Genomic DNA, 14400 nt, shown 5'->3' with positions numbered 1-14400 from the left:
GTGATGGAGCACCCCCATCAAGTCGTCGGGCGCGTCAAACGTGTGCTCTTTTCTTCTGAAGAAGAAGCACACTCCATTGTATTGGTCGCCGTCAAAGAAAAGAACTTTGAACTGAAAGAAACCGAGCTCGTCATCACGGGTACTGGGGTTGGGATCGAACTCGGAGGAACGTATCAAGCATTCGGTCGTCTCGTCGATCATCCTCGATTCGGAAAACAACTGAAGGCGGAACTGATTCGGCGATCGGTTCCGATGACAAAACATGCGACGATCCGCTTCTTGACGAATGGTTCGTTCACCGGCATTGGTCCGAAGACAGCGAAAAATATCGTCGATGCTCTCGGAGAAGAGGCAGTGGATCTCATTTTGAAAGATGAACGGGTACTGAATCAGGTGCCTGGGTTAAAACAAAAACAAGCTGACATCATCTTGAGTCGACTCGCCACGTTATACGGTGTCGATCAGTTGATGCTGTTCTTAGCACCATTTGATGTTACGCCGAAGCTAGCGGCAAAGATTTATGCTGCTTACGAAGGGGACGCCATGGCGCGAATACGAGAGAATCCATATTCCTTGATGTATGAAGTGAATGGGATTGGTTTTAAGACAGCCGATCATATCGCATCACATCTTGGACTCGTCGGATTACACCCGGAGCGCGTCGCTGCTTCGATCATGCACATATTGGAACAAGAAGCAGGAGAGGGACATGCCTTTGCGACGGTCGACTCACTATTGCAGCGAGCACCCCGTTTGCTTGGTGAGGACCCGGGGGAACGGCTAGAACAAGCGATTGAACTATTGCTTGCTGAAGATAAGGTCAAGCTCGAAGAAGGCTGTCTGTATTTACCGACAATCTTTTATGCTGAAGTCCGAGCGGCGAAGGAACTCGCGCGGGTCATGGCGAACGGTGCCGAACAGGAAGTCGATGTCGCGACGATCCTTGAAGCAATCGGGCACCTCGAAGAACAGTTTGGCATGGAATATGCGGCGCAACAGCGAGAAGCGATCGAGTTAGCGGTCAAAGCGCCGCTGATGGTTCTGACCGGTGGACCCGGTACCGGTAAGACGACCGTCATCAAGGGAATTTTACATGCCCTGCAAGAAATTCATGATTGGCCGCTTGAGAAAAGTCGTGTCAAGACGGGAGATGTTTATCCGTACGTCCTTGTTGCACCGACCGGACGCGCCGCTAAACGTTTGTCGGAAGCGACGGACGTCCCAGCGATGACGATTCATCGTCTGTTGAAGTATGACGGAACGAATTTCCAATTAAATGAAGATCAGCCGATTACAGGGAAAGTACTGATCATCGATGAGTCGTCGATGATTGATATCTACTTGTTATCGAGTCTGCTCCGTGCTGTGCCGAACGGTATGAAAATCTTGTTCGTCGGTGACCGGGATCAGTTACCATCCGTTGGTCCTGGGCAAGTGCTGGCAGACTTGATGGATACGCAAGGGATTCCCGTCGTTCGTTTGAACGTCGTCCATCGCCAAGCGGAAGATTCTTCGATTTTACGACTCGCGCACGATTTGAAGAACCGGACGACGTCAGCTGATTTGTTATCACCACTTGCGGATCGTCGCTTTTACACCGCGTCTCCGCAAGAGACGTTACGTGGCATCTCAGCCTTCGCGGAAAAAGCACTTGCAAAAGGGTATTCGAAATTCGATGTTCAGGTTCTGGCACCGACTTACCGTGGTCAGGTCGGAATCGACGAACTGAATGTCGCCTTGCAACGCGTCTACAATCCGGAGGAACCGAAAAAACGCGAAGTCAAACAAGGCACTCGGATTTACCGGACCGGGGATAAGATTCTTCAGCTCGTCAATAATGCGGAAGAGAACGTCTATAACGGAGATATCGGCGAAATCGTCAATATCTTCTTCGCCAAAGAGAACGTCGACAAGGTGGATAAGATCATCGCCCGCTTCGACCAGACGGAAGTCGAGTACAACCGGAGTGACTGGGATCAATTCACGCATGCCTACGCGATTACGATCCACAAGGCACAAGGGTCCGAGTTTCCGATCGTCTTGATGCCGGTCTATTTCACGGGGGCATTCAAGCATTCCCGAAACTTGATTTATACGGCGGTCACCCGTGCGAAGTCGAGTTTATTATTGTTCGGCGACCCACGAGCGTTTCATAAAGCGTCGCAAGAAGAGGAGCCGCGGCGCCGAACACGATTGATTGAACGACTCGGTGGGGTGACAAAGACTTGACGGATGCTGTGTGATAGGTAATAATCACGATAGATGAATGGACGTAACACGTTGATGGAAGATAAGTAAAAGGAAAACTCGAGTCCAGAGAGAAGTGAGTCTGCTGCAATCACTTTCTCGAGTCCCTTTGAAGCTCCTTCCGGAGTCGGGTGTAAACACCTGCGGGTCATCCCCGTTATCAGATGTTCGAGGTAGGCAATGGATTGCTTACGAACGAGGGTGGTACCACGGAAGCGATGCTTTCGTCCCTTTTCAGGGATGAAGGCATCGCTTTTTTTGCGTCCAAATAAAACCAATGGGGGTAACTGTTCATGAAAGCTCTAAAACCATTAACGGGTGCACAAATCCGTCAGATGTATCTTGATTTCTTCCAAAGCAAAGGGCATGCGATCGAACCGAGTGCTTCACTCGTACCGGTCGAGGATCCATCGCTCTTGTGGATCAACTCAGGGGTTGCGACACTCAAGAAATATTTCGATGGTCGTGTCATTCCTGATAATCCACGTATCGTCAACGCACAAAAATCAATCCGGACGAATGATATCGAAAACGTCGGGAAAACAGCACGTCACCATACGTTCTTCGAGATGCTCGGAAACTTCTCTGTCGGTGATTACTTCCGTGAAGATGCAATCAAATGGGGCTGGGAACTCTTGACGAGTGATGACTGGTACGGTCTTGACCCGGAACGTCTCTCGGTCACGATTCACCCGGAAGATGACGCAGCGCGTCAAATCTGGCTTGAACTCGGTGTACCGGCTGAGCGGATCATTCCACTTGAAGATAACTTCTGGGAAATCGGTGAAGGTCCATCTGGTCCGAACACGGAAATCTTCTTCGACCGTGGACCTGCTTTTGGAGACGATCCGAACGATTCAGAACTCTACCCAGGTGGCGAAAACGAACGCTATCTCGAGATCTGGAATATCGTTTTCAGTCAGTATAACCACGATGGACACGGCAACTACACGGAACTTCCGCGTAAAAACATCGATACAGGAATGGGACTCGAACGGATGGCATGTGTCATGCAGGACGTGCCGACGAACTTCGATACGGATCTGTTCATGCCGATCATTCACAAAACAGAAGAGATCAGCGGTAAAATCTACCGTGATGATTCGAAACTCGATGTAGCATTCAAAGTCATCGCAGACCACATCCGTACCGTATCATTCGCAATTGGTGATGGTGCGCTTCCTTCGAATGAAGGACGCGGATATGTCCTTCGTCGTTTACTGCGCCGTGCGGTGCGTTATGCGAAGATGCTTGGAATCGAGCGTCCGTTCATGTATGAACTCGTCGATACGGTCGGGAATGTCATGGTTGACTTCTACCCACAAGTTCCAGAAAAAGCAGACTTCATCAAACGTGTCATCAAAAACGAAGAAGAACGTTTCCATGAGACACTTCATGACGGTCTTGCAATCTTGAACACAGTCGCTCAGACGTCTAAGGCGAACGGTGAGCATGTTATCAGTGGCGAAGATGCGTTCCGTCTGTATGACACGTATGGTTTCCCACTCGAATTGACAGTCGAGTATGCGGAAGATCATCAGATGTCTGTTGATGAAGAAGGCTTCAAACTAGCGATGGATGCACAACGTCAGCGTGCACGTGCAGCGCGTGAAGAGAGTGGTTCGATGCAACAGCAATCGGAAGTCCTCTCGACGCTAAAAGATAAAAGTACGTTCGTCGGCTATACCGACCTTAAGGCGGATGCGAAAATCATCGCATTGTTGCATGATGGAGAACGAGTCACAGAAGTCGCTGCTGGTGAAGAAGCACAAGTCATTCTTGACATCACACCGTTCTACGCTGAAAGTGGTGGTGAAGTCGCGGATACAGGAACAATCGAAGGCAAAGACTTCGTTCTTGATGTCAAAGATGTTCAAAAAGCACCAAACGGTCAAAACTTGCATACGGTCATCGTTCGTACAGGGATCGCAACGGAAGCTGCAGACGTCGTTGCAACAGTCGAAGCAGCAGAGCGTAAAGCCGTCACGAAAAACCATACGGCAACACACTTGCTTCATAAAGCATTGAAAGATACGCTCGGAACACACGTCAACCAAGCAGGATCACTCGTTTCTCCAGATCGTCTTCGTTTCGACTTCTCACACTTCGGTGCAGTGACACAAGAAGAGTTGACGAAGATTGAACAAGACGTCAACCAAGCAATCTGGGCATCACTACCGGTTGATATCGAAGAGATGAACATCGCTGATGCAAAAGCAAAAGGCGCGATGGCATTGTTCGGTGAGAAATACGGTGAAACGGTCCGTGTCGTCTCAGCAGGCACGTACTCGATCGAGTTGTGTGGCGGTATCCACGTCGGGAACACAGCAGAAATCGGCTTGTTCAAGATCGTTTCAGAGTCCGGGATCGGTGCAGGTACACGCCGAATCGAGGCGGTAACGGGTGCAGGCGCGTATCGTGTCATGAATCAGCACTTGGAAACACTCGAACAAGCAGCAGCTGTCTTGAAGACGAAGACGACAGAAGTTCCTGTTCGCATCGAAGCACTGCAACAACAGCTCCGTGAGACGGAACGGGCGAATGAATCGTTGCAAGCAAAACTTGCGAACATCGAAGCTGCTTCATTGAAGGACGATGTTGAGGAAATCAACGGTGTGCGTGTGCTTGCGAAACGCGTCGACGTCTCAGATATGGATGCTCTTCGCGGTATGATGGACGAGTTGAAGAGCTCGCTCGGATCAGCAATCATCGTTCTCGGAAGTGCGCAAGGTGAGAAAGTCAATCTCGTCGCAAGCGTCTCAAAAGATTTAATCGACCAAGGCTATCATGCTGGTAAATTGATCAAGGAAGTCGCAACACGCTGCGGTGGTGGCGGTGGCGGTCGCCCTGACATGGCTCAAGCTGGTGGAAAAGATGCGTCGAAATTAGAAGAAGCACTCGCGTACGCTTCACAATACGTGCAATCACTGGCATAATAGAAACGTAGTGTATATGAAAGAGGTGATGAACGTGAGTCAGATGGATCAAACGATGAAATTCAACTTTCCGGAAGACGATAACAAAGCAGCGACACGTGATGTGTTGTTGACTGTCTATCATGCTTTAGAAGAAAAAGGATATCATCCGATCAACCAAATCGTCGGCTATCTCCTTTCAGGAGATCCTGCTTACATTCCTCGTCATAATGACGCACGTAACTTAATTCGTAAGATTGAACGCGACGAATTGCTCGAAGAACTCGTGAAATCTTATTTGGCGGAGAGTGGAAATTCAAAATGAAACGTGCAATGGGACTAGATGTCGGTTCGAAGACGATCGGGGTAGCGGTCAGTGACTTGATGGGCTGGACGGCGCAAGGCGTCGAGACGGTCAAGTGGACGGAACCGGATTACCCAGAAGCCTTCAAACGGCTCGATGTCATCATGAAGACATACAATGTCGAAATCCTAGTCATTGGTCTTCCGAAAAACATGAACGGTTCCATCGGTCCCCGCGCAGAAGCAAGTGAAGCTTTTGCGAAGGAAATCGAACAGCATACCGGGCTTGAAGTCGTCTTCATGGATGAACGGTTGACGACGATGCAAGCAGAACGGATGCTGATCGATGCCGATGTCAGCCGTAAAAAGCGTAAACAAGTCATCGATAAGATGGCTGCCGTCATGATCCTGCAATCGTACTTGGATCGGACGAACCGATGAAGGGGGAGAAACCGATGGCTGAAGAAAAACGTCAGTATCTCTTTCCAGATGAAGAGGGCGGCGAACATCTTTTCGAAGAATGGTACCGTTACTCGAGTGAACGTACAGGAAAAACCTATCTGTTTCTTGAAATGATCGGTAACCCTGAGGAAGGAGCAGATGATCTGATCATCTGTGAGATCGATGAATATGGAGAAGGCGAAGATGATTTCGAATTGAGCCTGATCGATGAAAATGATGAGCAAACTTGGGATGAACTCGAGCTTGCGTTAAAGGAGCGGATCACTGATGCAACAGAATGAACCAACACGTTACGTAATTCCGGACGGCGAAGGAAATGATTTCGAATTCGTAGAACGTCTGCGTTACGAAAGCCCACGTTCGAGTAAGACATACATCTTCCTTGAGCCAATCGGAGCAGACTATGACGAAGCAGAAGAAGTCGATATCTTCGTTTACGAACTTGACGAATACGGTGATGGAGACAACGACTTCAACCTCGTACCGATCGATGAAGATGATACAGCGACTTGGGATGAAATCGAAGAAGTCTTTAACACGCTCGAAGATCAGTTAGACTAACCCGACTCATGACAGGTGACGTCGTAAGAGACTTTCTCTTACGATGTCACCTTGTTTTAAGAGAAGAAGGAGGAACCGATGGAGAACGAATGGAAGCAAAATGCCGAAATCGAAAAAAGGCGACGCCGGACATCACGGCGGATTACGCTAATCATCCTTTCTGTATTGTTGACGATTTTTCTAGTTGCCAGTGCGGTCGTCTATGTCTTTTTGAAAAATGCGCTTGAACCAGTCGATGAAGCAGCGACGAAATCCGTCAAAGTCGAAGTTCCTTTAGGAGCAGGGACGAGTACGATTGCTTCCTTACTAAAGGAAAAAGACTTGATTGCGAACGAGACGATTTTCCGTTATTACGTCCGTTATAAGAATGAATCGTCATTCCAGGCGGGTACGTATACACTGTCACAAGCCATGTCCCCGGATGAAATCATCAATGAATTAAAGACGGGAACGGTCATGAAGGCAGCGGATGTGAAAATCACGTTACCTGAAGGCATCACGATGGATCGTCAAATCGCTTTGATCGCGAAAGCAACGAACTTCAAGGAAGAGACGGTCCGTAAAGAATTGACGGATGCGACATTCATCGACAGCATGATTGAAAAATATCCGATGTTGACGGATGAAGTGAAAAAAGATGGTGTCCTGTATGCACTTGAAGGGTACCTCTTCCCAGCAACGTATGAGTTTGATAAAGGAAAAAGCATTGATCAAATCGTCGAGACGATGCTCGATGAAACAGAAAAAGTCTACGATGAGAATGAGGATGCCATTCAAAAGTCTGGCATGACCTTCCATGAAGTACTCAGTCTCGGTTCCATGGTCGAGCGTGAAGCGGCGACAGCAGATGATCGTCGTGAAATCGCTGGTGTCTTTAAAAATCGATTGGATGACGGTATGAAGTTACAGTCGGATCCAACGGTTTGGTATGGCACAGGTGAAAATACGGCTTTAACGACGCTGAAGGATCTCGAGAACAATTCGAAGTACAATACGTACAAGTACGAAGGGATTCCGATCGGTCCGATTTCAACGGTCAGTAAGGATTCGGTACTTGCCGTGTTAAATCCGAATAAAACGAAATATGTCTATTTCTTCGCCCGTCCACCAAGTGATAAACATCCACGAGGACAGATTCTATACGAAGAGACATATGAAGAACATCAACGAAACGTCGTTAAGTATAAGCCGGAATGGGTGGAATACGAAGCGAGTAAAGAGCAATGAGCAACGGGTTGGGTTGAAGCAGGAAGTTCGCTTCAAGTCAACCTGTTTATGCGGAAGAGGGAGTGAATGGCGTGAATGATTTCACGACCTATGTCGAATCAATGATTCATCCTCGAGATGCTCTGTTAGAAGAAATGGAGCGTTATGCGGAAGAACATCATATACCAATCATCGAACTGACAGGTTCCGAAGTCTTGTTATCGCTCCTGCGATTACAACAACCGAAGCGCATTTTAGAAGTCGGAACCGCAATCGGATATAGTGCGATTCGGATGGCCCGTGCGCTACCGGATGCGCGCATTACGACGATTGAACGGAATGCAAAGCGGTATGAAGAAGCAAAAACCTTCATCGCCCGGTCAGATGTGGCGGACCGGATTGACATCATTTTTGGTGATGCAGTAGAATTAGCCGAAACGCTTGAAGACCAGTTCGATGCGGTCTTCATTGATGCAGCTAAAGGACAGTATAAAAAATTCTTTGCAGGATATGGGCGACTCATTCCTGAGGGCGGCGTACTCTATACGGATAATCTCTTCTTACACGGAGATGTTCTCGAGTCTGATCCGAAGACATTCGATCGAAGAAGACGTCGACTCGTGCGTCTCGTCAAGGAATTCACGGTCTGGATGATGGAACAAGAACAATACGATACGACGATTTTTCCGCTCGGTGACGGTGTATCCGTCAGTCGGAAAAAGTCGAAATGATGGAGGAACGAATGACATGCAAAAACCGGTAGTAATTGGCGTAGCGGGCGGAACGGGTTCAGGGAAGACGACGGTGGCACGTTCACTCGTCGATGCGTTTCCAAGTGAATCAATCGTCATGATTGAGCAGGACGCGTATTATAAAGATCAAAGCGATTTATCAATGGAGGAGCGGTATCAGACAAACTATGATCACCCGTTCGCTTTTGATAATGGTCTGTTGATCGAGCACATTCAGTCGCTCCGTGAAAACATTGCCGTTGAAAAACCGGTATATGACTATGTCGCCCACACGCGGGCACAAGAAACGATTCGTCTCGAACCACGCGATGTCATCATCGTAGAAGGAATTTTAGCGCTTGAAGACGAGCGGTTACGGGAACTAATGGATATCAAGGTGTTCGTCGATACGGATGCGGACGTTCGCATTTTGCGTCGGATGCAACGTGATATCAACGAACGTGGACGTTCGATCGACTCAGTCGTTGAGCAGTACACGAACGTCGTTCGTCCGATGCATCTGCAGTTCTGTGAACCAACAAAACGGTATGCGGACATCATCGTACCGGAAGGCGGCGAGAATCATGTCGCGATCGATTTACTCGTGACGAAGATTCGAGCGATTCTTGATTATCGTTCAGCACTCGATCAAAGAGGATATTGATTCCAAAAAAGATGTGAATATACTATACTAGTGGAATAAAAAGGAGCGTGACAAAAATGGCAGAAAAGCAATACTACATGACGCTTGAAGGTAAAGCGAACATTGAAAATGAATTGAATGAATTGAAGTCAGTCCGCCGGAAAGAAGTCGTCGAGAACATCAAGATCGCCCGTTCGTTCGGTGACCTTTCAGAGAACGCTGAGTACGATTCAGCAAAAGAAGAGCAAGCGATGGTCGAAGGCCGGATCGCTCAACTTGAAGAGATGCTTCGTAATGTTGCCATCATCTCAGAAGAAGAGAAGGATATCTCGGTCGTCGGTATCGGAACGACGGTCACTTTCTTAAGTGTCGAAGATAACGAAGAAGATACGTATACGATCGTCGGTAGTGCCGAAGCAGATCCGTTCACGGGTAAAATCTCGAACGAATCACCAATCGCGAAAAGTTTAATGGGGCACCAAGTCGGAGATCAAGTCTCTGTACCAGCACCAGGCGGCGAATACGCAGTAAAAATTACATCGATCAAATAAAGAACACAGGAGCCGGAGCAATCCGGCTTTCTGTTTGATGGAGGAATGAATTATGCCAATCGCAATCATCGGCGCAATGGAAGAGGAAGTCAACTTATTGCGTAATGAGTTATCAGAACGTAAAGATACAGTCATCGCAAACTATCATTTTTATGAAGGGCTTTTAAATAGCGTTCCTGTCGTCATCTTGAAGTCAGGAATCGGGAAAGTGAACGCTGCGATCGGGACGACATTATTGCTAGACCACTACAAACCAAGTGCTGTCATCAATACGGGCTCAGCAGGTGGATTCAAGGAAGGCTTAACGGTCGGGGATGTCGTCGTCTCAACAGAAGTACGTCACCACGACGTCGACGTGACGGCATTTGGATACGAATATGGTCAAGTACCTGGAATGCCAGCTGCCTATCAAGCAGATCCGAAGCTTGTTGCAACAGCAGAAGCCGTCATCGAGCGGATGGATGCGATTCGCGTCGTTCATGGATTGATTGCGACAGGCGATTCATTCATCCACGATTCAGAGCGCTCTGCTCAAATCAAGGCGCACTTCCCAGAAGTCGCAGCCGTCGAGATGGAAGCAGCACCAATCGCACAGGTCTGTCATCAGTTCGGTGTTCCGTTCGTCGTAACGCGTTCGATTTCAGATAGCGCCAATGAAGAAGCGTCACTCTCGTTTGATGAGTTCCTCGAGATTGCGTCAATCAATTCCGCTAAAATGGTCATGGAAGTCGTACGGACGTTAGCAGAATGAGGTATGGGGAAGGGCACGGGAGACCATGCTCTTCCTTTTTTCTTTGACAAAAGCATATTAACGCTTTATATTAGTACCAGATACTAATAACAAAAGGGGATGCCTTATGAAGATCGGGATTGTAGGATTAGGAACGTCTTTGCCGTCACGCCGCGTGACGAACGATGAATTAGCAACGACGCTCGATACGAGCGATGAATGGATTCGGACACGGACAGGAATCGGGGCACGACGGATTGCAGCCGATGATGTGGATGTCACTGACTTAGCGACAGAAGCTGCTCAGAAAGCGCTTGATGATGCTGGATTGACAGTAGAGGACATCGGGTTGATCGTCGTCGGAACGGCAACAGGACGAGCATTTCCGTCTACTGCCTGTATCGTTCAAGAGCGTCTTGGAGCACGCGGAGCGACTGCATTCGATATTAGTGCGGCATGTAGTGGTTTCATCTTTGCATTACAAACAGCTGCTAGCATGTTAGCAACAGTCGAAGGAAAACATGCGCTCGTCATCGGTGCTGAAAAAATGTCGAGTATCGTCGACTGGTCAGACCGGTCAACTGCCATCTTATTTGGAGACGGTGCAGGGGCAGTCGTCATCGGATCAACTGAGCAAGAGGGTCTTAATGCCTTTGAGCTTGGAACAGATGGACGCGGAGCACATTTGTTATTTAAGGACATCGATGGACCAATCGAGATGAATGGTCGTGAAGTCTTTAAGTTCGCTGTTCGCAAATTACCGGAAATCGTTGAAAAAGTCATTCAAAAAGCGGATAGCACACTCGAAGACATCGATATCTTGATTCCGCATCAGGCAAACCTACGAATTATCGATGCAGCGTGCGAACGACTGCATATACCGCAAGAGAAAGTCATCGTCACCATCGATGAGCATGCGAATACATCGGCTGCTTCAATCCCACTCGCGCTCGAAGAAGCACGTCAACAAGGACGCTTGACACCTGGTACAAAGCTCGTACTTGCTGGATTCGGTGCCGGATTGACTTGGGGAGCAGCATACATTACTTGGACTAAAGGAGAGAACACATAAGATGATGAGAAAACGCGTTGTAGTCACAGGAATCGGAGCACTGACACCAATCGGGAACGATGCTAATACATTCTGGGAAGCATTAAAAGAAGGAACGAACGGGATTCGACCGATGGAGCGTCTCGATATCGATGAATATCCAACAAAGGTCACTGGCGAATTGCAGAACTTCGACGTGACAGAATTCATCGAGGCGAAAGAAGCACGCAAGATGGACCGCTTCGTTCATTACTCACTTGTCGCAAGCATGGAAGCTGTAAAAGATGCTGGAATTGATATCAAGTCGATTGCTGAACGTGCAGGTGTCTGGATTGGATCAGGGATTGGTGGCGTGGAGACAATCGAGAAACAAGCAAAAATTTACTTCGAGCGCGGACACCGTCGTGTCAGCCCGTTCTTCATTCCGATGATGATTCCGAACATGGCAAGCGGTCAGGTATCGATCTATACCGGAGCCAAGGGGCCGAATAACTGTTCTGTCACAGCATGTGCTTCAGGAACGAATGCGATCGGGGAAGCACTTCGTGTCATCGAACGGGGCGATGCAGATGTCATGATCGCTGGTGGAGCGGAAGCACCAATCACGAACTTAGCGTTTGCTGGTTTTTGTTCCAACAAAGCGATGTCAACGAATCACGATCCTGAGACAGCAAGCCGTCCGTTTGACGAAGGACGTGATGGATTCGTCATGGGAGAAGGGGCAGGCATCTTGATTCTTGAAGAGTACGAGCATGCGGTAGCACGTGGCGCAAAAATCTATGCTGAAGTCAGTGGGTATGGATTAACAGCTGACGCCTACCACATCACAGCTCCAGATCCAGATGGAGACGGTGGAGCGCGTGCGATGGCAATGGCAATCCAAGATGCAGGTATCGCACCAGAAGCAGTCGGATACATCAATGCACACGGAACGAGCACACCAATGAACGACATTCTTGAAACAAAAGCGATCCACAGTGTTTTCGGTGAACAGGCAAAACAACTCGTCGTCAACTCGACGAAATCGATGATTGGTCACTTGCTTGGTGGCGCTGGTGGCGTCGAGGCGATTGCGACGATCAAATCGTTACAAGAACAAACCGTTCACCCGACAATTCATCTCAAACAGCCGAGTGAAGGCTGCGATCTTGATTACGTGACGGAAGGTGCACGGAGCGTCGAATTGAATTACGCCCTGAGCAACTCGCTCGGGTTCGGTGGACACAACGCATCACTCGTATTCAAACGTTACGAAGCTTAAGCTTAAGCGATTCCCTTGGAAAAACGAGGGGGTCGCTTTTTTGCTGATTTTCTGATTCAATAGAGAAATGCGTGTTTGACGCAGAAAGGAGTCGTTTATGACTAACATCACAAGAAAAACATCAATCCTGATATTGATCTTATTTTTATTGATTGGTCTCAGTGGTACGCTCATATATCGTCTATCATCATCTCAAAAAACGAAAACAGATCAGGAGACCCAAGCAGAGAAGGTTGAATTAATTGAATCATCACTCCCGAAGACATCCGATATTGCGTTAGCGACAGATAGTCGTTCTCAGACACTGTTAGCACAACTGTATGAAGGATTATATGTCTTTACTTCTGGGACATCCGTCCGTCGAGGATTAGCACAGGATATGTCAGTCTCAAAGGATCGTCTGACGTATACGATTCAACTCAAACAAACGAAAAATGCGCAGGGTCAGCCGATCACGGCACAAGACTTTGTCGATAGTTTCCGACGTGTCGCAGCTAATCAAACGAATTCTCCTTATGGTTTTTTATTTGAAGTGTTTGAAAATGGACGTGCCGTCAATGACGGAAAAATGAAGCCAGAGCGTTTAGGTGTAAAGGCGAAAGGACGCAATCAACTTATTATCACGTTGAATCAGCCGGTTTCGAATCTAAAGGAATTACTTGCGATGTCCGTCTTCTATCCACAACCGGAATCAAAGAAGTGGGAAGAACTTGTTGGAAATGGTGCATTTACACTAGAAAAAATGTCGAAAAGCGGATATACGCTTAAGAAAAATGATCAGTATCATCAGCAAAACGTTGTTACAGTAGCGAAAATAGAAAGCCGTATCATTCCCGATCATCAGACGCAATGGAGTTCGTATGAGAAAAGCAAGGCGGCTATCCTTCCATTACAAGAAAGTGTCGAAACACAAGGTGATCAGGTTTCACGACCGACCTATCAAAAAAAGCGGAGTGGTGTCTTTTATATCGCCTTTAATCAAAAAAATGACACGTTCCGCGATACGACACTCAGAAAGCGGATTGCTCACGCCTTGATGGAAAAAGAATCGGTTCAACTTCCTTTAGGGTATGCAGGTATTCCGACGAATCGATTCGTCGTCACTGATACGAACGTATTGATGTCAGAATCCGTTCAAGAGAAACCTGAAAAATCACAAGAACACAGTAAACAACAAATTGAGATGCTTAATTTTGATGATCCACAAGCAAAACGGATTGGGGAACAACTCGAAACCTATCTTGAGAAACAAATACCTGAGATTGATATCATTCTTAAGCCAGTCGCGATTGAAGAGAAAATCGACAAAGAACAATCATCACGATATGCGATGACTTTGACTGGATGGATGCCAGATTATCCAGGACCGCTAGCCTATTTAAATCAATTCGTCTCAGACAATCCTTTAAATTCGGTGAATTATCAATCCAAGGTATACGACCAGACAGTTGAAAAAGCACGAAAAGAAAAAGAGATAAAACGAAAACAAGCACTCTATCATCAAGCCGAAAAACGGTTAATCCATCAGGATGCTGTCGTCGTTCCTTTGTATCAGACGACTGAGAAATTATATGTTTCTGATACGATTCAAGGAATTGAAGTACCGATTTATGGACCGGAATACCTACTCCGCTCGATGAAAATTTTAAAATAATCACTTAACTGGGACAATTATTTCTTAAGGTCCCAGTCTTTTTTTGAAAAAATATTTAGAAAAATCGGATAAAAGGTTTGCAAAA

The 14400-nt window shown here is 47.4% G+C and carries 14 protein-coding genes and 1 other annotated feature; all 14 genes read left to right on the top strand.

Going from position 1 to position 14400, the window contains the following annotated elements:
- Positions 1-3: 3 nt before the first annotated feature.
- The 14 genes from recD2 to KNQ12_RS04060 all read left to right on the top strand — a co-directional run bounded on the left by recD2 (position 4) and on the right by KNQ12_RS04060 (position 14315).
- The gene (gene recD2 / locus KNQ12_RS04125) at positions 4-2229 is read left to right on the top strand and encodes an SF1B family DNA helicase RecD2 (protein WP_174316460.1); all 2226 of its coding nucleotides are present in this window, start codon (positions 4-6) and stop codon (positions 2227-2229) included.
- Positions 2230-2271: 42 nt separating this feature from the next.
- Positions 2272-2482, top strand: a binding site (T-box leader).
- Between the two features lie 58 nt (positions 2483-2540).
- Positions 2541-5183 (top strand): alanine--tRNA ligase, encoded by a 2643-nt coding sequence (gene alaS / locus KNQ12_RS04120; protein WP_064299570.1) that lies wholly within the window; start codon positions 2541-2543, stop codon positions 5181-5183.
- 34 nt (positions 5184-5217) lie between these two features.
- A complete protein-coding gene (locus KNQ12_RS04115; RefSeq protein ID WP_029342229.1) occupies positions 5218-5487 on the top strand; it encodes an IreB family regulatory phosphoprotein in 270 nt (89 codons plus the stop codon).
- On the top strand, positions 5484-5906 hold the full coding sequence (gene ruvX, locus KNQ12_RS04110; protein ID WP_023468910.1) for a Holliday junction resolvase RuvX: 423 nt from the start codon (positions 5484-5486) through the stop codon (positions 5904-5906). Before KNQ12_RS04115 ends, ruvX begins: the two co-directional genes overlap by 4 nt.
- Before the next feature lie 14 nt (positions 5907-5920).
- Complete coding sequence (locus KNQ12_RS04105; protein WP_214746466.1) at positions 5921-6208, top strand: DUF1292 domain-containing protein; 288 nt, start codon at positions 5921-5923, stop codon at positions 6206-6208.
- Entirely contained in the window at positions 6195-6488 is a 294-nt protein-coding gene (locus KNQ12_RS04100) for a DUF1292 domain-containing protein (protein WP_023468908.1), read from the top strand. The genes KNQ12_RS04105 and KNQ12_RS04100 overlap by 14 nt, the downstream gene beginning before the upstream one ends.
- 78 nt (positions 6489-6566) lie before the next feature.
- The gene (gene mltG / locus KNQ12_RS04095; protein ID WP_058264763.1) at positions 6567-7715 is read left to right on the top strand and encodes an endolytic transglycosylase MltG; all 1149 of its coding nucleotides are present in this window, start codon (positions 6567-6569) and stop codon (positions 7713-7715) included.
- A 71-nt stretch (positions 7716-7786) separates the two neighbouring features.
- Positions 7787-8425: an O-methyltransferase gene (locus KNQ12_RS04090; protein WP_023468906.1), complete on the top strand. Its 639-nt coding sequence runs from the start codon at positions 7787-7789 to the stop codon at positions 8423-8425.
- A 16-nt stretch (positions 8426-8441) separates the two neighbouring features.
- A complete protein-coding gene (gene udk / locus KNQ12_RS04085) occupies positions 8442-9089 on the top strand; it encodes a uridine kinase (protein WP_023468905.1) in 648 nt (215 codons plus the stop codon).
- A gap of 56 nt (positions 9090-9145) precedes the next feature.
- Positions 9146-9619: a transcription elongation factor GreA gene (greA, locus tag KNQ12_RS04080; protein WP_029342224.1), complete on the top strand. Its 474-nt coding sequence runs from the start codon at positions 9146-9148 to the stop codon at positions 9617-9619.
- A 52-nt stretch (positions 9620-9671) separates the two neighbouring features.
- Entirely contained in the window at positions 9672-10370 is a 699-nt protein-coding gene (mtnN, locus tag KNQ12_RS04075) for a 5'-methylthioadenosine/S-adenosylhomocysteine nucleosidase (protein WP_023468903.1), read from the top strand.
- Positions 10371-10476: 106 nt separating this feature from the next.
- Entirely contained in the window at positions 10477-11421 is a 945-nt protein-coding gene (locus tag KNQ12_RS04070) for a beta-ketoacyl-ACP synthase III (RefSeq protein ID WP_023468902.1), read from the top strand.
- Between the two features lies 1 nt (position 11422).
- A complete protein-coding gene (gene fabF, locus KNQ12_RS04065) occupies positions 11423-12661 on the top strand; it encodes a beta-ketoacyl-ACP synthase II (protein WP_133207561.1) in 1239 nt (412 codons plus the stop codon).
- A 97-nt stretch (positions 12662-12758) separates the two neighbouring features.
- Positions 12759-14315, top strand: coding sequence for a peptide ABC transporter substrate-binding protein (locus KNQ12_RS04060; protein ID WP_214746463.1), 1557 nt, complete (start codon positions 12759-12761; stop codon positions 14313-14315).
- The last annotated feature ends 85 nt before the right edge of the window (positions 14316-14400 follow it).

It is taken from the genome of Exiguobacterium sp. s11 (genome assembly GCF_018619015.1).
In the GTDB taxonomy this organism is placed as follows: domain Bacteria; phylum Bacillota; class Bacilli; order Exiguobacteriales; family Exiguobacteriaceae; genus Exiguobacterium_A; species Exiguobacterium_A indicum.
Note: the sequence above shows the minus strand (reverse complement) of the source record. Positions and strands in the feature narration are given on the sequence as shown.